The sequence below is a fragment of the Shewanella litorisediminis genome, from assembly GCF_016834455.1.
Lineage (GTDB): Bacteria > Pseudomonadota > Gammaproteobacteria > Enterobacterales > Shewanellaceae > Shewanella > Shewanella litorisediminis.
The window spans coordinates 534747-557649 of the sequence record NZ_CP069213.1 but is presented as its reverse complement, the minus strand read 5'-3'; the positions used below and the strand labels follow the sequence as shown (position 1 = coordinate 557649).

Annotated in this window: 19 protein-coding genes; 8 read left to right on the top strand and 11 right to left on the bottom strand. The window is 56.3% G+C overall.

Annotation, left to right across the window (positions count from 1 at the left end; translation table 11 throughout):
- Positions 1-29 precede the first annotated feature (29 nt).
- The 3 genes from JQC75_RS02480 to JQC75_RS02470 all read right to left on the bottom strand — a co-directional run bounded on the left by JQC75_RS02480 (position 30) and on the right by JQC75_RS02470 (position 3098).
- Positions 30-716, bottom strand: a complete 687-nt coding sequence (locus JQC75_RS02480; RefSeq protein WP_203325928.1) for an arginine N-succinyltransferase — start codon at positions 714-716, stop codon at positions 30-32.
- A gap of 280 nt (positions 717-996) precedes the next feature.
- The gene (gene ssb / locus JQC75_RS02475) at positions 997-1695 is read right to left on the bottom strand and encodes a single-stranded DNA-binding protein (RefSeq protein WP_203325927.1); all 699 of its coding nucleotides are present in this window, start codon (positions 1693-1695) and stop codon (positions 997-999) included.
- A gap of 35 nt (positions 1696-1730) precedes the next feature.
- Positions 1731-3098: an MFS transporter gene (locus JQC75_RS02470; RefSeq protein WP_203325926.1), complete on the bottom strand. Its 1368-nt coding sequence runs from the start codon at positions 3096-3098 to the stop codon at positions 1731-1733.
- A gap of 256 nt (positions 3099-3354) precedes the next feature.
- Between JQC75_RS02470 and uvrA the strand changes: the two genes are divergently transcribed.
- From uvrA to JQC75_RS02450, 4 genes are all read left to right on the top strand, one after another.
- A complete protein-coding gene (gene uvrA, locus JQC75_RS02465; RefSeq protein WP_203325925.1) occupies positions 3355-6183 on the top strand; it encodes an excinuclease ABC subunit UvrA in 2829 nt (942 codons plus the stop codon).
- Positions 6184-6194: 11 nt separating this feature from the next.
- On the top strand, positions 6195-7244 hold the full coding sequence (locus JQC75_RS02460) for a M28 family peptidase (RefSeq protein WP_203325924.1): 1050 nt from the start codon (positions 6195-6197) through the stop codon (positions 7242-7244).
- Positions 7245-7446: 202 nt separating this feature from the next.
- Positions 7447-9378: a DEAD/DEAH box helicase gene (locus JQC75_RS02455; RefSeq protein WP_203325923.1), complete on the top strand. Its 1932-nt coding sequence runs from the start codon at positions 7447-7449 to the stop codon at positions 9376-9378.
- A 257-nt stretch (positions 9379-9635) separates the two neighbouring features.
- A complete protein-coding gene (locus tag JQC75_RS02450; protein WP_275403203.1) occupies positions 9636-10601 on the top strand; it encodes a TerC family protein in 966 nt (321 codons plus the stop codon).
- A gap of 99 nt (positions 10602-10700) precedes the next feature.
- Here JQC75_RS02450 and JQC75_RS02445 read toward each other — a convergent pair whose 3' ends face one another.
- Positions 10701-11606, bottom strand: coding sequence for a dTDP-4-dehydrorhamnose reductase family protein (locus JQC75_RS02445; RefSeq protein ID WP_203325922.1), 906 nt, complete (start codon positions 11604-11606; stop codon positions 10701-10703).
- A gap of 215 nt (positions 11607-11821) precedes the next feature.
- On the opposite strand from JQC75_RS02445, the gene JQC75_RS02440 reads away from it, so the two are divergent.
- Positions 11822-13699 carry an alkaline phosphatase D family protein gene (locus tag JQC75_RS02440; RefSeq protein ID WP_203325921.1) on the top strand — a complete coding sequence of 626 codons (1878 nt, stop codon included), beginning with the start codon at positions 11822-11824 and terminating at the stop codon, positions 13697-13699.
- 104 nt (positions 13700-13803) lie between these two features.
- On the opposite strand, the gene JQC75_RS02435 is transcribed toward JQC75_RS02440, so the two are convergent.
- The 4 genes from JQC75_RS02435 to JQC75_RS02420 form a co-directional block, all read right to left on the bottom strand.
- The gene (locus tag JQC75_RS02435) at positions 13804-14853 is read right to left on the bottom strand and encodes an HlyD family secretion protein (RefSeq protein ID WP_203325920.1); all 1050 of its coding nucleotides are present in this window, start codon (positions 14851-14853) and stop codon (positions 13804-13806) included.
- A 232-nt stretch (positions 14854-15085) separates the two neighbouring features.
- Complete coding sequence (locus tag JQC75_RS02430; RefSeq protein ID WP_203325919.1) at positions 15086-16015, bottom strand: pseudouridine synthase; 930 nt, start codon at positions 16013-16015, stop codon at positions 15086-15088.
- Positions 16016-16086: 71 nt separating this feature from the next.
- A complete protein-coding gene (locus JQC75_RS02425; protein WP_203325918.1) occupies positions 16087-16662 on the bottom strand; it encodes an LON peptidase substrate-binding domain-containing protein in 576 nt (191 codons plus the stop codon).
- Between the two features lie 133 nt (positions 16663-16795).
- Positions 16796-17851 (bottom strand): alpha/beta hydrolase, encoded by a 1056-nt coding sequence (locus JQC75_RS02420; RefSeq protein WP_203325917.1) that lies wholly within the window; start codon positions 17849-17851, stop codon positions 16796-16798.
- Positions 17852-17988: 137 nt separating this feature from the next.
- Between JQC75_RS02420 and JQC75_RS02415 the strand changes: the two genes are divergently transcribed.
- Both JQC75_RS02415 and JQC75_RS02410 read left to right on the top strand, forming a co-directional pair.
- Entirely contained in the window at positions 17989-18450 is a 462-nt protein-coding gene (locus JQC75_RS02415; RefSeq protein WP_203325916.1) for a NanQ anomerase/TabA/YiaL family protein, read from the top strand.
- Between the two features lie 146 nt (positions 18451-18596).
- Positions 18597-20261 carry an alkaline phosphatase gene (locus JQC75_RS02410; protein WP_203325915.1) on the top strand — a complete coding sequence of 555 codons (1665 nt, stop codon included), beginning with the start codon at positions 18597-18599 and terminating at the stop codon, positions 20259-20261.
- Between the two features lie 136 nt (positions 20262-20397).
- Here JQC75_RS02410 and JQC75_RS02405 read toward each other — a convergent pair whose 3' ends face one another.
- Positions 20398-20988, bottom strand: coding sequence for an MliC family protein (locus tag JQC75_RS02405; protein WP_203325914.1), 591 nt, complete (start codon positions 20986-20988; stop codon positions 20398-20400).
- Positions 20989-21073: 85 nt separating this feature from the next.
- Here JQC75_RS02405 and JQC75_RS02400 point away from each other — a divergent pair, with 85 nt between their 5' ends.
- Positions 21074-21412: a hypothetical protein gene (locus JQC75_RS02400; RefSeq protein ID WP_203325913.1), complete on the top strand. Its 339-nt coding sequence runs from the start codon at positions 21074-21076 to the stop codon at positions 21410-21412.
- On the opposite strand, the gene JQC75_RS02395 is transcribed toward JQC75_RS02400, so the two are convergent.
- Entirely contained in the window at positions 21384-21998 is a 615-nt protein-coding gene (locus JQC75_RS02395) for an HAD family hydrolase (protein WP_203325912.1), read from the bottom strand. The genes JQC75_RS02400 and JQC75_RS02395 overlap by 29 nt on opposite strands.
- Positions 21995-22882, bottom strand: coding sequence for a DMT family transporter (locus tag JQC75_RS02390; protein ID WP_239002126.1), 888 nt, complete (start codon positions 22880-22882; stop codon positions 21995-21997). Before JQC75_RS02390 ends, JQC75_RS02395 begins: the two co-directional genes overlap by 4 nt.
- Positions 22883-22903 lie beyond the last annotated feature (21 nt).

The following is a 22903-nucleotide window of genomic DNA, read 5'->3' as shown; positions in this document are numbered from 1 at the left end:
GCCAACGCAGCAGCGCCAGCGACTCAGGTTCAAGGCCTGAGCCTGATATACAGCTCACCCTCACGGATTTGTACGTCTTCAACCCCATCGGCAAAGGCATTCCAAAAACCACTGTCGCCAAACTCACTCACCAGATTCACCTGTTTCATATTGCCAAGCCAGGCATTAGGAAGGGGTACGCCCATCAGGCTCACCCCGACCAGTGCCACCACAGGGCGGCGACGCTGATCCAGATGAATATCCAGCCCGGCATTCACTCTCAGGGTTTCGCCGGCCATGATGGGAAAGTCTCTGGGGATCGGAACCAACAGCTTGGCACTGGCCAGATTGTCTGAAAAATCTATCGCCAATCGCTCGGCAAACTCCGGGCTGCGACCAATCATGGCATTGACCTCTTTTTCGCTGAAGGTCACCTGCCGATCGCCATCCCGTTCCCGGTAGGGTTCGGGAGTCAAGTCCGAGCTTCCCCGGTTGTCTGCACCTTGCCGCGCGCTGTTTGATGAGCGTTGAATATCCCAACCAAGGGTGTCCAGCTTGGCATCAAGCTGCTTTTCCTCTTTGGCGCTCAGGGTCACCGGGGTAAATGGGCTTGGGAAAATATAGGTACGGATAATCAAAAAACTCGCCACTGCGGTCAGCAGAATCACCGCCAAAATAATGAGTAATACCTGCGCACCGCTGAAGCCACGCTTATCTGCGTTGGTTCTTGTGTTCATCAACTTGTCCCCTATCGTCTTTGCCCGGCATGTTACCGCCCTGACAGTCATAAAGACAGCGGCAGGACCATCAAAGGGAGCGACATCCCGCCAGACAGAGCCTTCTCGCACTGAGCAAAGGAGCACTTCAACTCTGCAGATTTGCGCCAAGAGACATCAGGCGCCCATTCTTCGCGCAGTGGGTTGTGCAGGGAGGAGGTCACAAGCAGCCAGATAGCAAAAAGCCCGCAAAATGCGGGCTTTAAGATCATACGTTACCAAAACGTCTCTAAGGTAAATCCTAGAACGGGATATCGTCGTCCCAGCCGTCATCGAGATCAGGCGTGTAGTTCTGCTGCTGTGGCTGAGGCGCTGGACGCTGCTGTGGTGCCTGTTGTGGCTGGTAAGCGGGAGCAGCCGGCTGAGGTTTGCTCTGATAACCGCCCTGCTGCTGTGGCGCCTGCTGGCCATAACCACCCTGAGCCTGTTGTGGCGGCTGATACGCTGCTTGCTGAGGCTGCTGAGCTGGCGCGCTGTAGCTTGGCTGAGCGGCCTGAGGGGCTGGGGCATATTGGTTTTGGGCAGGTGCACTGTACCCCCCCTGAGGCTGACCACCCTGACCAGCCGCAGGCGCGCCCTGGCCCTGACCCTGACTGCGACCGCCGAGCATCTGCATGCTGCCGCTCTGATCCACTACGATTTCAGTGGTGTATCTGTCCTGACCACTCTGATCTTTCCACTTACGGGTTTGCAGCTTGCCTTCCAGGTAAACCTGAGAGCCCTTGCGCAGGTACTCACCGGCGATTTCAGCCAGCTTGCCAAACATCACCACACGGTGCCATTCGGTACGCTCCTGCTGTTGACCTTGGTTGTCCTTCCAGGACTCGCTGGTGGCGACCGTGATATTGGCTACCGCATTGCCGTTGGGCATGTAGCGCACCTCAGGGTCTTGCCCCAGGTTACCTACCAGGATCACTTTATTCACACCACGACTGGCCATTCAATCTCTCCCGAAATTTTGCGTATATAACAGAGTTAATTTGCAGAGCCTAACACAGCTCTGGCTTCTCTTAAATCGAATTGCTCATCCACTTTGAGGTAAGCAACTTTTTCTTCAAGCACCACAATGGCTTCGGCCACACCGGCCAATTGCGACAGCCTGCTGGCCATCTCACGGGCCTGTTCACGGCCTTCCACCTGCGCCTCAAGGGTGTAGCTCTTGAGCAGCACAGGGTTCTTCATGCCCAGGGTCAGCATCAGCCACAGCGCCATCAAACCCAGCGCCACCACGAACACGCCCGCCGCACCCAGCAACTGGAAGGCGCCGCCACCCAGCAGCCCACCGCAGAAGGCTCCGAGGAACTGACTGGTGGAGTAAACCCCCATGGCCGAGCCCTTTTCGCCCACGGGGCAAAACTTGGCAATCAGGCTGGGCAACGAGGCTTCAAGGTAGTTAAAACCGGTAAAAAACAGCAGCACGGCGAAAGCCAACAACCAGAGGTTGTCGGCAAAGAGTGCCATCACGGCGAGTGACAGCATCATGATGACCAGAGCCACCTGGAACATGCCCTTGGTGTTCTTACGTTTCACGCCGATGATAATCAGCGGCACCATCAAAAAGAAGGCACCGATAAAGGCCGGGAAGTACAGCATCCAGTGCTGTTCTTTGGCAAGACCTGCGTCCACCAAATCCAGCGGCAGCGCCACAAACACCGCCGTCAGCACCAGATGCAATATAAAGATGCCCGCATCGAGACGAAACAGCTGCGGATCTTTCAGCATCCGCATCAGCTTGGCAGGCGCCGCCAGGGTATCGCCCTTGGGTGCCTGATGCACCGGGTTTGGTACCAGCAGCTGCACTATCGCCATTCCCAAAAGCGCCAGGCCTGCGGTCATAAAAAACAGGCCCGACAGCCCCATATGCTGCGCCACCACAGGGCCCACCAACAAGGACAGCGCAAAAGAAAACCCAATACACATGCCAATAATGGCCATGACCTTGGTGCGCTGTTCGTCACGGGTCAGATCGGCGGCCAGCGCCAGCACGGCGGCGGCAATGGCGCCCATGCCCTGCAGCGCACGGCCAAATACCACCCCATAGATGCTGTCGGCCGTGGCGGCCACCAAACTGCCGAGGGCAAACACCAGCAAACCGATAAGGATGATTGGCTTACGGCCAAATTTATCCGACAAAATGCCCATGGGGATTTGCAGCAGCGCCTGGGTCAAACCATAGGCGCCAATGGCAATACCCACCCACAGGGGCGAAAAACCGTCCAAGTGTTGGCCGTAAAGGGCAAACACCGGCATGATCATAAACAGACCCATCATCCGCAGGCCGAATACGCTGGCCAGTGAAAAGGCGACTTTTTTCTCGGTGGCCGAAAGACCGCTGTTAGCCATGACTGAAAACCTTGATTCAAGAATGCACCGGGGGCGCGAATGGTAGCACAGCGGCCACACTCCCCCAAGTTGGCGATCCGGCGATTGGGATACCGGAGATGAAAATTGTCACGATTGTAAATTTGATCCACGCCGCTGGCAAAGGGGTATTGCTGCTCACACCCAAATCCTCTGGCAGCAGAGTTTGGTGTGGCTGTAGTTTCAGGCGCAAATTATGCGATACTGATGGTCTTTTTTCCGGCGTTAGAAGTGGCAGATGGACAAGATTGAAATCCGCGGGGCCCGCACCCACAACCTCAAGAATATCAACCTGACAATCCCCAGAGACAAGCTGATTGTTATCACAGGTCTCTCGGGTTCAGGCAAGTCTTCACTGGCCTTTGATACCCTTTACGCCGAAGGTCAGCGCCGCTATGTGGAGTCCCTATCTGCCTATGCCCGCCAATTTTTGAGCCTGATGGAAAAGCCCGATGTGGACCATATCGAGGGCCTCAGCCCGGCGATTTCCATCGAGCAGAAGTCCACCTCCCATAACCCACGATCCACCGTGGGGACCATTACCGAGGTGTACGATTATTTGCGTCTGCTGTTTGCCCGGGTGGGCGAGCCGCGCTGCCCAACCCACGGCCAGCCGCTGGCGGCCCAAACCGTGAGCCAGATGGTGGACAAGGTGCTGGAACGCCCCGAGGGTGAAAAGCTGATGCTGCTGGCGCCCGTGGTCAAGGCCCGTAAGGGTGAGCACGTTAAGCTCCTCGACAGCCTCTCGGCCCAGGGCTATATCCGCGCCCGTATCGATGGCGAGGTATGCGATCTGTCCGATCCACCAACCCTGGACCTGCATGTGAAGCACACCATCGAAGTGGTGGTGGATCGCTTCAAGGTCAAAGACGACATGCAGCAGCGCCTGGCAGAATCCTTTGAAACCACGCTGGAGCTGTCCGGCGGCATCGCCGTGGTGGCCAGCATGGAAGAAGGCTCAAGTGAGGAGCTGATATTCTCGGCCAACTTCGCCTGCCCCCACTGCGGCTATTCCATGGCCGAGCTTGAGCCACGGATTTTCTCCTTTAACAACCCTGCCGGCGCCTGCCAAACCTGTGATGGCCTGGGGGTACAGCAGTTTTTCGACCCTGAGCGGGTCATCGTCTCCGGCGAGCTGTCACTGGCGGGCGGCGCCATTCGTGGCTGGGACAGACGTAACTTCTATTACTTCCAAATGCTCAAGTCACTGGCGGAGCATTATGAGTTCGATGTGGAAGCCCCCTTCAGCGAACTCAATGCCAAGGTGCAAAAGATTGTGCTCTTCGGCTCTGGCAAGGAAGAAGTGGCCTTCCGCTATGTGAACGATCGTGGCGATGTGGTGGTACGCAAGCACCCCTTCGAAGGTATTCTCAACAACATGGACAGACGCTACCGCGAGACCGAGTCCAACACGGTGCGAGAGGAACTGGCCAAGTACATCAGCAATCAGGCCTGTAGCAGCTGTGGCGGCTCGCGCCTGCGTGAAGAAGCCCGCCATGTGTTTATTGAAGATCTTAACCTGCCGACCCTGACTCACTGGTCCATCGGCGAGGCCATGGATTACTTCAACAAGCTGGAGTTTGAAGGTCAAAAGGCGCAAATCGCCGAGAAAATCCTGAAAGAAGTGCGCGATCGCCTCGGCTTTTTGGTCAACGTGGGCCTGAACTACCTCAGCCTGGCTCGCTCCGCTGAGACACTCTCCGGTGGCGAAGCCCAGCGTATTCGCCTTGCAAGCCAGATAGGTGCCGGTCTCGTTGGGGTGATGTACGTACTGGACGAGCCCAGTATTGGCCTGCACCAGCGTGACAACGAACGGCTGCTCAATACCCTGACTCACCTGCGGGATCTCGGCAATACCGTGATTGTGGTAGAGCACGATGAAGACGCGATTCGCATGGCCGACCATATTATCGACATTGGCCCGGGTGCCGGTGTCCACGGCGGCGAGGTGATTTGCGACGGCGATTTGGCTGCCATTACCGCCTGCGAGCACTCGGTCACGGGCCAGTACATTTCCGGCAAGCGCAAAATCCAGGTGGAGGGTGGCCGCACCCCCATCAACCCAGAACAGCTTATCGAGCTTAAGGGCGCGCGAGGCAACAATCTCAAGAATGTTGACCTCAGCATTCCAGTTGGCCTCTTTACCTGTATCACGGGTGTGTCCGGCTCGGGTAAATCCACGCTGATTAACGACACCTTCTTCAAGATTGCCCACAAGGCACTCAATGGTGCCACGGTGGATGAACCCGCGCCTTACACCAGCATCACTGGGCTTGAGCAGTGCGACAAGGTGGTGGATATCGACCAGAGCCCCATCGGTCGTACGCCGCGTTCCAACCCCGCCACCTATACAGGCATCTTCACCCCTATCCGGGAGCTCTTTGCCGGCACCCAGGAGTCCCGTTCGCGGGGTTATCAGGTGGGGCGCTTCTCCTTTAACGTGAAGGGCGGCCGCTGCGAGGCCTGTCAGGGCGATGGGCTTATCAAGGTAGAGATGCACTTCCTGCCGGACGTGTATGTGCCATGTGATTCCTGTAAGGGCAAGCGCTATAACCGCGAAACCCTGGAAGTGAAATACAAGGGCAAGAATATCCACGAAGTGCTGCAGATGACGGTGGAAGACGCACGGGAATTTTTCGATGCCGTGCCCGCCATTGCCCGCAAGCTGCAAACCCTGATGGACGTGGGCCTGTCCTATATTCGTCTCGGCCAAAGCGCCACCACCCTGTCGGGCGGTGAAGCCCAGCGGGTGAAACTGGCCAAGGAGCTGTCGAAACGCGACACGGGCAAAACCCTGTATATTCTCGATGAGCCGACAACGGGGCTGCACTTTGCCGATATTCAGCTGCTGCTGGACGTACTGCACCGCCTCAAGTCCCATGGCAACACCATAGTGGTGATTGAGCACAATCTGGATGTCATCAAGACTGCCGACTGGATTGTGGATTTGGGTCCCGAAGGCGGCTCGGGCGGCGGTACCATTTTGGTGGCCGGCACACCAGAAGAGGTGGCCGAGCATCCCACATCCCATACCGCGCGCTTCTTAAAGCCGCTGCTGCAACGCTAGAGGCATTCACCATGGGACAGGGACGTCTTGGGTATCAGGCATTGGGAGCAGCCCTGTTGGCAAGCTGGCTGTCAGGCTGCGCTACCACGCCCCAATGCAGGCGCGATCTGAGTGTTGACTGGGTGACTCTTGCTGCAGTGCAGGAAGATGTAACCTATCTGGCATCTGCGCCCCTCGCCGGGCGCAAGACCGGCACCGAAGGGGCCTTGCTCACCCGTCAGTATCTGGCAGCGCGTTTTGCAGCATCTGGCCTGCAGCCTGTAACGGCAGACTTTTCGCCCATGGCACCGGGCATCCTTGAGCAACCTGCGCAGGACAGCCTTGAGCAGTCAGCACAGAATAGCCATCCCTTCTTTCACCCTTTCAGCGTAGAAAAACTCTTCAGCCAGCAGCGGGGAACCAATGTAATAGGCCTGCTGCCGGCAACCCGTGCCAGCACACGCTGGCGCCTGGTGCTGGCCCATTACGATCATCTGGGTAAAAGTGGCTCAAGACACTTTGCCGGCGCCGACGACAATGCCTCCGGCGTGGCCGCACTGCTGGCACTGGCAAAACAGGCAGCAAGTGACCCGGAGCGCCCGGCAGACCTTAACCTGCTTTTTGTGGCCACAGATGCCGAAGAGCCCGGGCTTTATGGTAGTCAGGCGCTGGCGACCCGGCTTGGCGAGCTTGGCATAGTGCCCGAACTGGCACTGAATCTGGACATGGTCGGCCATCCCGGCCGCCCATATGCCATCTATATGGAAGGCAGCCGAAACTTTGCCAATGCCGATGAACTCAGGGCGCTGGTGGAGAGTAACGGCCTCTGCGCCCGCCTCAGTCATTCCCGCTTAGAGCGGGATGGCAGTGCCATGAGAGTGAATTATCTCAAAGCCTCAGATCATTACCCTTTCCATAAAAGCGGCGTGCCCTGGTTGTATTTTGGTGTGCCTCCCCACCCTCAGTACCACACAGTGGACGATACCCCGGATAAACTGGACTTCAACTTCCTGGCAGCCACCATAGAAGCCGTGTACCCCTTACTCTGGACACGCCTGGAACCCAAGCCCCCTCAGGGCTAAAAGTTAATCTTTTGTTATTTTGCCCATTTGGCGCCGAAAAAGGGTCAAAATCGTCAAAATGGATATTTTCTTGGTCAAAATCAGTAAAGGCTGCTATACTCTGGCGTTTTCGGATTCGGAACGGGAAATCGACACGGGGTTGGTTTTCTGGTCTGTCCAGTGAATCAACACGCGCAATCACGCGCACCCTAAGGCGTTATCCATGTCATCCAATGAAAAGACTTTCCGCGAACTCGGTCTGACCGAGTCTGTTTTGCGTGCCCTCGACGAGCTGGGTTATGAAACCCCTACGCCCATCCAAGCCGCCAGTATTCAACCTCTGATGTCCGGCCAGGACATTCTGGGTCAGGCACAAACAGGTACCGGTAAAACCGGTGCCTTCGCCCTGCCACTCTTGTGCAGTGTCGATGCCGATCTGAATGCTCCACAAATTCTGGTGCTGGCCCCTACCCGCGAACTGGCGGTACAGGTTGCCGAAGCTTTCACCAGCTATGCCAAGCACATGAAAGGTTTCCACGTACTGCCTATTTACGGTGGCCAGAGCATGTATCAGCAGCTCCAGGCACTGCGCCGTGGTCCACAGGTGGTTGTGGGTACCCCAGGCCGTGTGATGGACCATATGCGTCGTGGCACCCTGAAGCTCGACTCTCTGAAAGCCCTGGTGCTGGATGAAGCCGATGAAATGCTGAAAATGGGCTTTATCGACGATATCGAGTGGATCCTCGAGCACACTCCTGAGAGCCGTCAGCTGGCGCTGTTCTCTGCCACCATGCCAGAGCAAATCAAGCGCGTTGCCAATAAGCACCTGAGCAATCCGGTCAACATCAGCATCGCCGCGAGCCACACCACAGTGGACTCCATCGAGCAGCGTTTTGTGCAGGTTTCCCAGCACAACAAACTCGAGGCGTTGGTGCGGGTACTGGAAGTGGAAAACACTGAAGGTATCATCATCTTCGTACGTACCCGTAACTCTTGTATGGAACTGGCTGAAAAGCTGGAAGCCCGTGGTTACGCCGCATCACCGCTGCATGGTGATATGAACCAGCAGGCCCGTGAGCGTGCGGTTGATCAGCTCAAATCCGGCAAGCTGGATATTCTGATCGCCACCGACGTGGCCGCCCGTGGTCTGGACGTTGAGCGTATCGGCCACGTAGTTAACTACGATATTCCTTACGATACCGAAGCTTACGTACACCGTATTGGTCGTACCGGCCGCGCGGGTCGTACCGGTATGGCAATCCTGTTTGTGACCAGCCGTGAAATGCGCATGCTGCGCACCATCGAGCGCGCCACCAACAGCCGCATCTCTCCGATGAAGGTCCCAAGCCCTGAGTCAGTGGCCGAACGTCGTCTGTCTCGCCTGGGTGAGCAGGTTGCCGGCATCCTCGCCAACGAGCACCTGGACTTTATGAAGGGCGCCGTTGCCTCTTTGTGTCAGCAGCTGGAAGTAGATACCGAGCAACTGGCCGCCGCCCTGCTGCATCAGGTGCAGCTGGAGCGTCCACTGCAACTGAATCCTATGCACGAGCGTCAGCGTGATAACTTCGACGAGCGCACCGGCCGTGGCCAGAATGATCGCGCCGAGCGCGGTGATCGCGGTGATCGCAGCGACCGTAACGAGCGTCGCCGTGACTCACGTCCTTTGCCGGGCAACTTCGGCAGTGCCGATACCCTCAAGGACAACCCTGACATCAGCATGAAGCGTTATCTCATCGATGTGGGTCGCGACCATAACGTGGGTGTGGGCAACATCGTCGGCGCCATCGCCAACGAAGCCAACATCGACAGCCGCTACATCGGCCAGATCCAACTGTACGATGCAGTGACCACAGTTGACCTGCCAGACGGCATGCCAAAAGAAGTGCTGCAGCACCTGAAAAAAGTGCGCGTATGTGGCAAACCACTGAACATCCGCGAAGTGAGCAACGATGGCAGCGACGAAATCCCGGTAAGCAACGGGCCTGTCCCCAAGCGTCCACGCAAGCCATCCGGCGATCGCCCTGAGCGCGGTGAGCGCAAGTTCAACGATCGCGGCGGTGACCGTGGCGACCGCGGTGGTGATCGTAAATTCGGCGAGCGCAAGAGCTTCGACAAAAAGCCGGCCAGCAAGCCACGTCGTCCAAAGGAAGACTAATTCCTGTTAAGAAAAGCCACCCTTGAGGTGGCTTTTTTATTGGCGACTATTTTTGTATCAGCCACTGGCGCAGCCGCTTCGGCACTGATAGAGTAAGCGCCAACAAGGGGAGTAACTTCTCGCCGGTTTGTCGTCATGACGGTGCTTTGCACCCGGCAACCGGGCAGCCAACAGGCTGTAAGTGAGACCTTGCCGACGGGCAAGGTGTATCTCCAATTCAGAGCAGCTTGTACCGTCAGGTACAGGCTGTTTTTGTTTTGGGAGTATTACTCGTGGAAACCTGGTGGTTGTGGGCTGCATTTGCGGCCATAGTGCTGACTCTCTTGTGGGTCGATATCAAGTTTGTAGGTGGCAAGAGTCATAAAGTCTCGATGAAAGAGGCGCTGACCTGGTCGCTGGTGTGGTTTGTGGTGGCCATGGGGTTCAACGCCGGCGTCTGGGCCTGGCTTGATTACTCGGTTGGCCGTGAGATTGCCAATGCCAAGGCGCTGGAATTTTTGACTGCCTATGTAATTGAAAAAGCACTGGCCGTGGACAACGTCTTCGTTTGGTTGATGATTTTCTCTTACTTTGCCATTCCACCCGAGCTGCAACGTCGGGTGCTGCTGTACGGCGTGCTGGGCGCCATTGTGATGCGCGCCGGTATGGTGTTTGGCGGCATCTGGCTGATTAATCAGTTCCACTGGCTTTTGTATGTGTTTGGCGCCTTCCTGGTGTTCACCGGCGTGAAAATGCTGCTGACCGCCGACAAGGAAACTGACCTCTCCACCAATCGCGGGCTGCTCTGGCTTCGCAGCAAAATGAAGCTGACCGAACATCTCGAGGGCGAGCGCTTCTTTGTGCTGCGCGAAGGGGTGAAGTACGCCACGCCACTGTTTTTGGTGCTGATTTTGGTAGAGATAAGCGACCTTATCTTTGCGGTGGACAGTATCCCGGCCATCTTCGCCGTGACCACAGACCCCTTTATCGTGCTCACCTCCAACATCTTCGCCATCATGGGTCTGCGGGCCATGTACTTTCTGCTGCAGGGCGCGGCCGAGAAGTTCAGCCTGCTCAAGTACGGTCTTGCCATCATCCTGGTGTTTATCGGCTTTAAACTGATGCTGATTGATGTGTTCCACCTGCCGATTACCGTGGCACTGGGTGTGGTGGGCACCATTCTGGTGGGCTCCATGCTGCTGAGCCTGTGGGTGAACCGCGATAAACCCGCCAGGTTTGAATAAGACACTGCCCGCTTCTGGATAGCGGCGAGTTAACAAAAAAAGGGGCCGAATGGCCCCTTTTTCATTGGCGCGTTAACGCCCTTGGGGTCGAGGGACAGTTCAACTGCCAGCCTTGGCCAGCGCTGCCTGTGAGGCTGCAAGCGCCTCGGCCGCCGCTTCTTTGAAAGGCCGGGTCTTCAGGAGTCCCAAGGCCTCCATCCGCTGGCAGCTTAAGGTGCAATCCCTTGGCCGCCTGGCGGTATCCACAGGGCTCGACTGGGCTATCAAATGGCCGCTGTCCTTACCCAACACTTCTGCCAGCGCGACTATCATGCCGTGCTTGGTCATGGTCTCGGCAGCACTGAAATGGTAGATGCCGCTGATTGTCTCGCCCCCGAGATGCTTACCAATCATGCCATTGATGGCATCGGCAATATCCGCAGTGGAAGTTGGCCTGCGAATGGCCCAGTCATCCACCCCTTGTTTTTGATAATCCAAAAGTTGCTCAATCAGCACCAACACCGCCGACTCATTAAGGCGCTCGACTTCTCCGTACAAAATTGGCAGTCGCAGTATGGCGGCATCGGGCATCAGGCGCTTAACCGCCTGCTCGCCCATCAATTTGGTTTCGCCATAAAAGTTCACCGGATTTTGGGCGGCATCTTCACTGTAGGGCGGCTCGGTGCCATCGAACACATAGTCGGTGGAGATATAAATGAGCCAGGCACCACAGGCCTTGGCGGCCTGACACAGAGCCTCGGTGGCCGACAAATTAAGTGCCTTGGCGGCGTCCGGGTTTTGTGCCGACACATCGGGCCTGCGCTCGGCGGCGCAGTGCACTATCACCTGAGGCGCGATATCGGCCACTGCGGTACTTACTGCGTTGGCATCGGTTAAATCCAGTCGGATAATGCCATCGGTGGCGCGGCTGAAACCTGTGCCTGTGACTGTGTGGCTGACGGCTAATGCCCTGACCACAGCGCGGCCCAGAAGCCCAGTTGCACCCGTTACCATGATGTTTGCCATTAACAACCTCCTGAATCGCCCCTGAGTCGCGCCTGCCACATGTTAGCCAGGCAAAGAATGGTCAAAGCCTAGCACGGCAAGACTTGGCTTTACATCAGCTTACGATTAAATACGCCTCAGATCTTGTGGCCGCAGCGCGCTTTTTTTACCCTTGGGGCACTATTTGTCCGCCGTCAGTCAGGCGCGCCGCATTGAGGTCTCCAAAAACCGCATCTATGGACAGCAGCCAAGCACAGAACTCACTTTCCACCCTGATAGCCGGCCCCATTGTTCGTCACTGCGACCCAAGCACCCTGACGCTGTGGCTGGTCAGTTCTCGCCCCTTGCATACACCTGCGCTTACCCTGAATGGCGAAGTACATCAGCCACATATCGACGAAATCCCTTTGGGGGAGGCAGCATGGATGTACCTGCTGACAGTCTCTGGCGACGCGCTGCTGCCTGAAGGAAAACCTATCTCGTACAATCTTACCGAGGGCGAAAAGAGCCTGCTTGGCGAGCTGGATGGCCTTTGTTACCCCGGACAAACCCTGCCCCATCTTATTTACAGCCGCAATATTCATTCGCTGCTGCATGGCAGTTGTCGCAATCCTCACCATCACAGCAGTGATGCTCTGGTGGCAGCCGACACCTTATTGGCCGAGGGAACATCGGAGCGGCCTGCACTGCTGATGCTGAGTGGCGATCAGGTCTATATCGACGATGTCGCCGGCCCCATGCTGTGGGCCATAAGGCAGGTAATTGATTTACTTAAGCTCAGGCAGGAAGACTTTGTCGGCGCGCCCGTGGCTGGCAGCGACAATATCGATTACGCGCCAGTGCACATGTACCAGAGATACAAGCGGCTCTTGCCCCATACCCAATATCCAGCCAAGACGGCGCTGTGGCGCTGGTATATCAATCACCCGATTTTTACCTCCTCCATTGCCGACAACCACCTGGTGAGCTTTGCCGAAATGACGGCACTGTATTTACTGGTGTGGTCACCGGAGCTCTGGCATCTGATTGACATTCCCAAGTCGCCCGAGGGACTGACTGGGAAACGTCTGGTTCAGTGGCAAAACGAGTGGGATCATCTGCTGGCCTTTCGGGCCGGGCTCACTCAGGTAAGGCGGCTGATGGCCCACCTGCCCACTTACATGATTTTTGACGATCATGACATTACAGATGATTGGAACCTCACCGCCAAATGGGAAGAAGCGGCCTACGGCCACGGCTTTTCCAAGCGAATCATCGGGAATGCCCTGCTGAGCTATTGCCTGTTTCAGGCCATTGGCAATGCACCGCAAAAGTTTGAGTCATTGATGGCCGAACTCAAGGGCATGCTGGCAGCGCCAAGATTGGTGGCATCGGCGCAGGACGCCGTCATAGATAAGCTACTTAGGTTTGAAGACTGGCATTTTCACCTGGAAACCTCGCCCAGACTGGTGGTGCTGGATACGCGAACCCGCCGCTGGCGCAGTGAGTCCAACCTCGCCAAACCGTCAGGGCTAATGGACTGGGAAGCCCTGATGGACTTTCAGCAACAACTGATTGGGCAGGAGAAAGTGATTATTGTCTCGCCGGCGCCCATGTTCGGGGTCAAGCTGATTGAAGCCGTGCAGCGCACCGCGACCCTGCTCGGTGGTTCACTGCTCGTGGATGCCGAAAACTGGATGGCGCACCCCGGCGCCGCGGGTGCCCTGCTGGCTATGTTTATGCACCGAAAAACCCCCCAGGAGTTCATTATTCTCTCAGGGGACGTGCACTACTCCTTCGCTTACGATGTGCGTATTCGTTTTCGCCACGCCAGCCCCAATATTTATCAAATTACCTCCAGCGGCATTAAAAATCAGTTCCCTGAAAAGCTGTTGCCCTGGTTCGATAAATTGAATGGCTGGCTCTATGGTTATTTCTCGCCGCTGAACCTGTTTACCAAGCGCAAACGCATGCTTATTCGTGGCCGAAGACCCAATGGTGAACCCAGCAAACGCTTGGTTAATCAAAGTGGTATTGGCCTGGTTCACCTGTCTGACTCCGGCGCCCCCAGCCGCATTGCGGTGCTGCATGCCGACATGAGCCAGACCGAGTTTCTGCCGCCACGGGAACACTGACACGCTTTGCCCCGGTTTGAGATGACACCCTGGAACATCGCCAACAAATAGCCCCGCAATGCGGGGCTCACTGATGCTCTATTGGTCGAGATTATGCTCAACCACTAAAAGCGGTCGAAGGTGACTTCCACCGGCACACCTTCTACCGCCAGCGACAGGGGTTCAGCCGGAGTCAGTGTGACTTTGAGCACCGGTTTTCCACCGTCTAAGGAGCCTGACAGCTGCTTGGGCAACTTGCTCACCAGCTCGGTCGGCTCTTCAATACGTCCATTGAAGCTTTCACCATTGGGCAGCCTGATGCTCGCCTGCTGACCCTGGCCCACATAGTCAAGGTACTTGGGTTCAAGGTAGGCCACCACCACAGGGCTGTCACGACCCGAGAGCCACAGCAGTGGGCGCTCTACGGCCAGTTGTTCACCCACCTGCACCTGAATATCGGCAATCCGCGCATCGTAAGGGGCACGTATTGTGAGCTGCTCACGCAGCGCCTTTAGGCGGGATAGCTCAAGTTCCATTCTTTGGCGGCTCTGGGTTACCACACCGGCCTGACGTGACTCCTGCTGGCGCTGAAGTTCGCTGATAAGCTCTGCCCTTGCCTGCTCCAGCGCCATTTTGGCGGAGGTATGCGCCTGCAGCACTGCCGCCATATCTGCGGTGGGCACCACGCCTTTGGCGCGGAATTTCTCAAACTGGGAAAGGAGTTCATCCTGTCGAATCATCCCCTCTTCGGCGACGCGGATTTTCTCCCCGATTTGCGCACTGATCTCGGCGCCCAGGTCACGGAATTGCTGCATCTGGGTAAGTTGGCGCTCGAGCCCCTGAATTTGCGCGTCAAGGGCGGGGTCTTTCAGCACCAGCAGCGGTTCTCCAGTGCTCACCAGATCACCGCTGGCATGATACACAGCACTGACTACGCCCGAACCGGGCGAGCGCATCTCCAAAGGCTCACTGGTGACTATGCCGGGCGCCAGAATAAACAGCCATGGCTTGACGACAAGCCACAACAGCAACACCAAGGGCGCTAAGACCAGGGCCAGCAGCCAGTACAAGCGGCCTCGATAACCGCCCCGCTTTGGGCTATCGTTGTTAACCATTGGGCCGGCATCCACAGTGGGTGCCTGAGATTTGTCCGACGGACCGTAACTTTCCTTCACTTAACATCGTCTCCCGCGCTTCATTTTCCATCAGGTCGCCAATGAGCTCTCGCTATGAGAGCGGCACACTCTTTGATTGAGAAGCAAAAATGCATATACCGCCCCATAAACAGGGCATAAAAAGGGTATACAGGCAATTAAAACCGCTGTGGTGATGCTTAAGGTCAAGATGCCAAAGCCTGAACCAAGGAACACCTTACCTGCTTGGACGCTAACCATGATAATGGACTAACTAACTGAATTCACCTGCAAACCCATCACAACCCACATCTAATTTTTCCCCGGTGATGGGATCGGTAAACCTGAGTCGCCTGGCCACCAGCTTTAAGGGAGTATCGAAGTTATCGGCCGATTGGGGTTGCAGGCTGGGGTAGAAACGGTCGTTTTCCAGCGGCATACCCAGGCTCTGCATGTGCACCCTCAGCTGATGAGTGCGCCCGGTGATGGGGCTGAGCTCAAATAAACCGCGGCCATCCTTCACCTTGAGCAAGGCGATTTCAGAGTGACTGTTGGCCTCTCCCGGCACAACCTGCATCAAAAACGATGGGTCTGCCGGCTGCATGCGATTTTTCACCGTCCAGCGCTGCGGCAAACCCTGCCCATCGCCATGCAGTGCCAGGAGTTCCGGCGTTAGCCGGGCAATGGCTTCGTAATCTTTGCGTATCCCGCCATTTAAGAAAAGTTGATGGTACTGATGCCGGGTTTCCGGATTCAGGCTCATCAGAATAACCCCGGCAGTTTCCCTGTCGAGCCTGTGGGCAGGGCTGATAGTATCAATGCCGGTGGCAAGCCGCAGCCGATGCACCAGACATTCATTGACATAATTGCCCGACGGCGTGACCGGCAAAAAATGCGGTTTGAACACCAGCATCATATGCTCGTTGCGACAGAGTATTTTTTCACTGAAGGGGATTTTGGTCTCTGCCACCACCTCACGGTAATAGTAAACCCGGGCTGTGGCGCGGTAGGGCGTATCCAAATCAATCAGGCTGCCGTCCTGCCAATGCACCTTGCCATCGAGAATTCGGGTGCGCCATACCGCTTCGCCGATACGGGCGAAATGGCTGCACAAAAATCCGAATACTGTGGTGCTGGGATTATCCCTTGGCAAGACCACATAAGAGGGTTGGGCCGCACGGGCCGTAGCGGTTAATTCAGACACAAAAAGGCTCCCTGGCAAGAGGGCGCCCAGTGTAAAGGCAAAGGGAAAGCGGGGCAAACACCCCGCGCGCACTATCCGGCGTGGGACTTAATGAGTTTGAGCACAAAGTCCATGGCCTTGTGACAATCCGGCTGATTAATCAGCTTGAATTTGTCCTGGCTGTACATGGGCAAAACCTCGAGCCAACGTTGGCTTACCCAGGCCGCATCTTCAAGGTGCACATCAGTGTACAGACCAAACAGATCCGGATTGACCTGATAAAACTGCTCCAGCGCCGCACTGATGATTTCAAACTCACCGTCTATGGGTTCTTTTTCCCAGTTGTGGCAGGGGGCTGCCTTCACCTTCCAGAGCAGATCTTTTTCCTGCCTGGCAGCGAGAATTTCCACCCGCTGACGCCCCTCGATGATGATACTCAGGGTGTCGTCTTCCAACTGGTTAAAGTCGATGATCTCGCATTGTGTTGCTTCCGGATAGCAAGGCGGATGACCGTTGGCCTTGTGCATCGCGAAGGCCAGAGGGTAAACCCCTTTGAACACTTCTGCCACCATGCGCGAATAGCGCGGCTCAACAATCCTCAACTCAAGCCGTCCATCTGGCAACAGTAAGGCGTCGTGGATCAGTAACGCCATTTCCTGTGATTGCATGGTAACCTCCTGCAACGGTCTGCGGAGTAACACTACTCAACTGATCAAATTTTAGCAGTTGAGAGGCACCAAGCCTCAATGAACAAAAATTAATCAGTCTCAGGCATTAGACCTGCAATCACAGTGATTTGTTTCATTCTGGAAACGATTCAATACGGGAGAGATCCCCCTGGAGCACCCGGGCAAACTCCTCAGCCAATCGCTCGCTGGCCTGCGTCGCCTCTCGCCAGCTGCGCTGACGGCTTGCCGTATCCAGTGTTTTGAAATCATCCCGGTCGGGAATTTTTCCATTGGGCAGGGAGGCAACAAACCCGGCACTGGGTACCAGCAGCAGCGCGTTATCATAATTAGCTACGGCGCGGCGCCAAGGCAACGACTTATCAAACCAGCCGGGCTTTATGGTTGGGAAGAAATGGGGATACAGGGTGAGCCCCTGATGCTGCGCCAGTGGAAAATCAAAATGGTAGTCGGTAATACCCCCATCATAGAAATGCCCCTGCCCCGCCCCCTCAATATGGCCAACTGGCGCAAGTACCAAGGGAATGGAGCCGGTGGCCTGCAGCACATCCGCCAGATTACCCTGGCTCAGCTTGCAGTCACGGCTGGGCAGATCGGTGAGCAAACGAAAGTGGGAGTCATTGTCTGCCTGAGAAAACACCAGACGTTCAAAGTGCCAACCCAGACTGCGACGACTGACGAGATTGGTGGCCGCCGTGACCGAAAGCCCAAGTGCCAAGGGCAGCTTGCCATTAACGCGATTTAAATGTCGGCCACGGCACACCACAAAATGCGACCGAAATACCGGGTTGGCCAGGATCTCGGCGGCGCCTGTATCGCCCAGAATACCGGCCACAATGCCTGTGACCTGGCGGCTGACCTCTTCGCGGCTGGGTTTGGTGTCATAACGTTGGCCGATATAAAAGTCTTCCAGGCGGCCATAGGCTGCCAGCACGTCCTGCTGCGCCAAACAGGCAAGACGCCAGGCACCGGACGAGGCACCCAGGGTGTAGAGCGGCGTTTTACGGTCTTTAAAAAACTCACTGAACAGATACTTATCGAGCCCGGTAATCCCAAGCCATTTAGGGCCACCGGACGCCGCCAGCAGACGACTGAAAAGCTCAGGCTTAAGCCCCTCCTCGCGGATCCGTTTCATGGCGGTTTTGCCGGCCAGTAATCTGAGTGCGTTCAATCTTTTACCCTTGGGTCGTCTACAGCAATAAGGCTAGAGGTTACCTCAATTCTTAACGATGCCAAAGCAGGCGGCTTTCGCTATACTCCAGCACGCCAGCGTGGCCAGTGAGGCCCGCGTATCAGCCCGGAGCTTTTATGATTGTCGACAAACTCGAAAACAGACACAGATACAGCCACCTCCATTCAGGCATCCAGGCCGCACTCGAGTTTTTGGCCAACACGGATTTGGCCGCGTTGCCCAAGGGGCGCCACACCATAGATGGCGATGCGCTCTTTGCCATAGTCAACGACTACGATACCCAGCCCCCGGGCACAGAGCCCTTTGAAACCCACAGACGCTACGCCGATGTGCAGTTTGTTGTGAGTGGCGAAGAAGCCTTTGGTTATCTGCCCCTCGAAGATCAAGCGCCACTGGCCCCCTATCATGAAGCCCATGACTTTATCGAATATGACTACGAACAGAATCGTGAGGCGGCCTGCTTTGTGCCTTTGAAGGCCGGGATGTTTGCCATTTTCATGCCGGAAGACATGCATATGCCGGGTACCGGCATTACTCCAGTACGGGTGCGCAAGGTGGTGTGCAAAGTGCTGCTCTAACAATTAACAGCATGATATTCCAATAAAAATAAATAAGTAAATACTCAAACTGACACAAAACTTTCGTCATTTTGTCATCTGGTCTCGTCAGACTTTCGGGCGTTTAAATCACGCCCTACACATGAGAAAGTCAAACGAGATCAAGCATGAAACACAAAAGCCTGCTGGCAGTAGCCATCGCAGCCGCACTGATGAGCGGTTGCAACGACGATAAAACGGTTGAAGTGATCAAGGAAGTGGAAGTCATCAAGGAAGTGGCTCCCGAGGAAATCACCTCGGTGAAAAACGTCATCCTGATGATCGGCGATGGTATGGGTGCCCAGCAGGTTGGTCTGCTCGAAGAATACGCCCGCCGCGCCCCCAACTCCACCTACAACAGCAAAGGTAACCAAACTGCGCTCAAGCGTTTGGGTGATGCCGGCCAGATGGGCCTGTCGCTCAACGGCCCCGATGGCAGCCTGGTAGTAGACTCCGCCTGCTCTGCCAGCCAACTGGCCACCGGCAAGGCCGCCGGTTCAGAGATGATTGGCCTGGATGCCCAGGGCTATGTGGTTGAAACCATCCTTGAAAAAGCCAAAGCCAAAGGCAAGGCCACGGGTTTGATATCCGATACCCGCCTGACCCACGCCACACCCGCAGCCTTTGCCGCCCACCAGCCCCACCGCAGCTATGAGTCCGCCATCGCCGCAGAGCTTATCGACAAGGCCGTGGTAGACGTCATGCTCTCCGGTGGCGCCCGTGAATTTATTCCTCAGGATGCCGGCAGCAATGATGCCGTCAAAGCCGAGCTGGCCGCCCTGGGCGCCGTGTCGTCAGTGGTAAAGAAGTCCAGGCGTAAGGACGATCGCAATCTGGTCAAAGAAGCCAGGGACACCAAGGGCTACCAGCTGGCATTCGACAAGGCCCAGCTCAATGCCGCCGATGGCGACAAGTTGCTGGGTCTGTTTGCCAACTCAGGCATGATGGATGCCATTGCCTATAAGGCCTGCCAGGAAGCCGGTGATTGTAAAGAGCCTTCGCTGCGTGAAATGACCCTCAAAGCCCTAGATATTCTTTCCAGGGACGAAGATGGCTTCTTCCTGATGATTGAAGGCGGTCAGATTGACTGGGCCGGCCACATCAACGACGCAGGCTGGATGCTGCACGAGCTGCTGCGTTTCGACGAAGCAGTGGATGCGGTTTATGAATGGGTTAAAGACCGCGACGACACCCTGGTGATTGTCACCGCCGACCACGAAACCGGCAGCTTTGGATTAAGCTACAGCCGCAAAGATCTGCCCGATGCCCAGAGCCTGCCCGGTGATGGCATGCGGGGCGCCGACTATCAGCCCAACTTCAACTTCGGCAGTCTGGACAAGCTGGATCGCCTCTACGCCCAAAGCGGCACCTTCTACAACATGATGGACATGGTCAGCGCCGACTGGGCCTTTGATGGTACTACAGGTAGCGAATGGGCCGGTGCCATTAACCACTACAGCGATTTCAAGGTAACACCAGAGCAGGCCGCGCCGGCTGCCCTGCGTGAAGCCAACGAATACTGGGTCGATGGCCACAGCTACCTGTCTGCCTCCGTGTTCCCCAAGGTCAATGACTTCAAGGAATTCTACGTTTACGCCGACGAAGTACACGCCAACCTGATTGGCCGTGCCCTGGCTGCAGATCAAAACGTGGTTTGGGGCACAGGTACCCACACGGCCGCGCCAGTGCCCGTGTACGCCTTTGGTCCTTATGGTGTAACCAAGCAATTCTCCACCATGCAACACCACACCGAAGTAGGCCAGAAAATGATGGCAGCGCTGCTGGGTGAATAACCAAGCTCGGTGATAAACGCTCTGTGATTAAAACGCACCCGCAAAAAAGCCGCCCATAGGCGGCTTTTTTATTGGGTGAACCCCGTTCGGGGGCAAGCTCTGGGTGCCGGCGGTTCTATCCCTATCAAGATCCCTATCAAGGTACCAATGTACACTTGAGCAGAGGTGCCCCATAACCCCAAACCACTTCGGCTTCGCCCTGATGTTCCCAAACGCTTTCGTTTGGCCCCTGATAGCGGGCACCGCTGCCGCTGGGGGCAACAAACATCAGGGACACAGAATCGCCCCGCTCGGCGATGGCGGTGGCCGGATCGGTGTCAAAATAGCTGATGATGACTTCACTGTTATCGCTGCAGCGCCAGCTGAAGGGACCTTTCATGGCCACCAAACGATAGCGGGCCTGTAACTCTGCGTTTCGCGAACGATAGCTCTGGGCCACACAAGCGGCCAGATCGCCTGATTTCCAGCACTCATTACGGCCTTTAATCCAGCCCCGCTGCTCCGCCTTGAGGGTCGGCGGATGTTCATTGACTGCCTTCATCTGGGCCGCTTTATAGGTATCAGCCAACTGTCTGTCCAGCGCAGCCAGCGCCGGGTAGCTACACACCAGCTTTTCGGCCGAGGGCGCATTATCGGCCAGTTTACTGCAGTCAAAAGAGGGAGCCTGCGCGGCCGCCACGCCCTGAAGTGCCAATGCAAAAACACCGGTTATTATGCTGAGTTTCATCCATTAATCTCCTTTGCGTCTGTGTGCTTGCCGCCTTGTCAGCGGGCCTCAAGCTGTTATGCTGCCATGGTTTACAGGAGAACCCATGTCAAACGAACTCAAAGCACTGCTGTGCAATGCCCTTGTATGCCCGGGGAGCGGCCATCTGCTGCTGGGTAAAAAGTGGCTGGGATGGCTGATACTGCTACTGACGGCAATCAGTCTTTCTCTGTTGCTGGGTGACATTTATCAGGTCGCCAACGACATTGCCAACGAGATAATGTCGGGCATGCTGCCGCTGGACATGCCGCAAATTCTCGCACAGATCCACAGTCGCAGCGCAGCCATCGGCTCAGGAGCGCTTTATCTGCTCATCGGCGTGTGGCTGTTCGGAGTCTTGGATAGCCTGAGATGGCTTATTCGGCGCCGCGCCACAAGGCAATGAACTCAAAATAACAGGGAACCAGCAAATCGGCCATGTCGCCATAGTCCGGCGTCCCCTCTGGGCAGTAAAGCGCAGAGCGGCAGCCAGCGCTGCGGGCCGTCTGCAAATCAAATAGATAGTCGCCCACATAGAGCACCTGAGCAGGCTCCAGCTGCCAGCTCTCCATGATATGGATAAGTCCGGCAGGATCAGGCTTGGCGGGGGCATCCTCCCGGGTCAGCAGCAATTCAACCGATAATCCCAGACGGGACAGCGTCAACTCAGCGGCCTGGCGCATATTGCGGGTTAAAATGGCCGTAGGCAGCGGCTTTTGCTGCACAAACTCAAGTAATTCGGCCGCGCCCCTTACCCATTGGGCTTGCCGGGAAGCGGCCATTTCATAATGATGCACAGTCGCCATGGCATCGGCCTGCTCCGCCGCAGGCAAACCTGCAATATGGGCCAGAATATCCTGCCCAGCAGTGAGACCAAGAGCCTCACGGATAGCCGGAAAGTCAGGGTTGGAATGGGCCAGGGTGCCATCGAGGTCAAACGCCACAGCACGAATATCCGTAAGCCAAACAGGCTGCTGTGCCTGACGGCTCATGGCTGCACGCTCCCGGGTTTACTGAACGAAGCCAGGTATCTTGGCAACAATTGCAGCGTGGCTACCGCCAATACAATCAGCAAGATACCCATCATGCTCACAGGGCTTAAGGCATCAGACTGGAAGCTCTCTGGCCACCAGCCAAAGGCCACTACTGCAGCGGTTAAACTGAAGCTGACGATGGGGGTCAGGGCGAGCATGGCGCTCACCTGCGCTGTGGGCCAGTACTTCATCGACTGACCAAAACAACCGTAAGCGACCAGGGTATTGATGGCGCAGAAGCCAGCCACCAGCCAGGCATCGATATCCATGATGCCAAAGGCGCCGAACTCGCAAAAGGGTGCCATGAATAACACACCCACACCGTAGATGAACAGCAGCACATTGGCCGGGGAGAGCTTGGGGATCAGGGCCTTTTGGATCAGGGCATAGCTGGTCCAGGCCAGCGCCGAAAATTGCACTATGGCAAGCCCGAGCAGCAATTGGCCCGCGTCCCCGTCAAAACTCAATCTGGGGGCAAAAAACAGATACATTCCCACGGCAAGCAAGGCAAAACAGCCCAGCTGCACTGCCTTGAGTCTCTCTGCGAAAAACAACACCCCACCAAACGCCAGGAAGAAAGGCGCCGTCTGGAAGCTAAGCTGCGCCACACCGGGCGCCAGATAGTCGAGGGAATACACGAAAGAAACATAATTGGCCATCAGCAGCATTGCCGCGCCAAGGAGAAGCAGCCAATCCTGCTTTGCCAGCGATGCAAACTGCCTTAACCGGCCACCGATCCATTGCACCGCCACACTGACAATCAGGGCCACCAAAAATCGAAACCAGGTCAGAGTGACAGGGTCGATAAAGTCCGCCGACAGCTTGAGTGCAATAGGTAGCATGCCCCAAAAAAATACGGCAAT

Coding starts and splice junctions, on each gene's coding strand:
- JQC75_RS02480 (WP_203325928.1), bottom strand. CDS start 716: ATGAACACAAGAACCAACGCAGATAAGCGTGGCTTCAGCGGTGCGCAG.
- ssb (WP_203325927.1), bottom strand. CDS start 1,695: ATGGCCAGTCGTGGTGTGAATAAAGTGATCCTGGTAGGTAACCTGGGG.
- JQC75_RS02470 (WP_203325926.1), bottom strand. CDS start 3,098: ATGGCTAACAGCGGTCTTTCGGCCACCGAGAAAAAAGTCGCCTTTTCA.
- uvrA (WP_203325925.1), top strand. CDS start 3,355: ATGGACAAGATTGAAATCCGCGGGGCCCGCACCCACAACCTCAAGAAT.
- JQC75_RS02460 (WP_203325924.1), top strand. CDS start 6,195: ATGGGACAGGGACGTCTTGGGTATCAGGCATTGGGAGCAGCCCTGTTG.
- JQC75_RS02455 (WP_203325923.1), top strand. CDS start 7,447: ATGTCATCCAATGAAAAGACTTTCCGCGAACTCGGTCTGACCGAGTCT.
- JQC75_RS02445 (WP_203325922.1), bottom strand. CDS start 11,606: ATGGCAAACATCATGGTAACGGGTGCAACTGGGCTTCTGGGCCGCGCT.
- JQC75_RS02440 (WP_203325921.1), top strand. CDS start 11,822: ATGGACAGCAGCCAAGCACAGAACTCACTTTCCACCCTGATAGCCGGC.
- JQC75_RS02425 (WP_203325918.1), bottom strand. CDS start 16,662: ATGCAATCACAGGAAATGGCGTTACTGATCCACGACGCCTTACTGTTG.
- JQC75_RS02415 (WP_203325916.1), top strand. CDS start 17,989: ATGATTGTCGACAAACTCGAAAACAGACACAGATACAGCCACCTCCAT.
- JQC75_RS02410 (WP_203325915.1), top strand. CDS start 18,597: ATGAAACACAAAAGCCTGCTGGCAGTAGCCATCGCAGCCGCACTGATG.
- JQC75_RS02405 (WP_203325914.1), bottom strand. CDS start 20,988: ATGAAACTCAGCATAATAACCGGTGTTTTTGCATTGGCACTTCAGGGC.
- JQC75_RS02400 (WP_203325913.1), top strand. CDS start 21,074: ATGTCAAACGAACTCAAAGCACTGCTGTGCAATGCCCTTGTATGCCCG.
- JQC75_RS02395 (WP_203325912.1), bottom strand. CDS start 21,998: ATGAGCCGTCAGGCACAGCAGCCTGTTTGGCTTACGGATATTCGTGCT.
- JQC75_RS02390 (WP_239002126.1), bottom strand. CDS start 22,882: ATGCTACCTATTGCACTCAAGCTGTCGGCGGACTTTATCGACCCTGTC.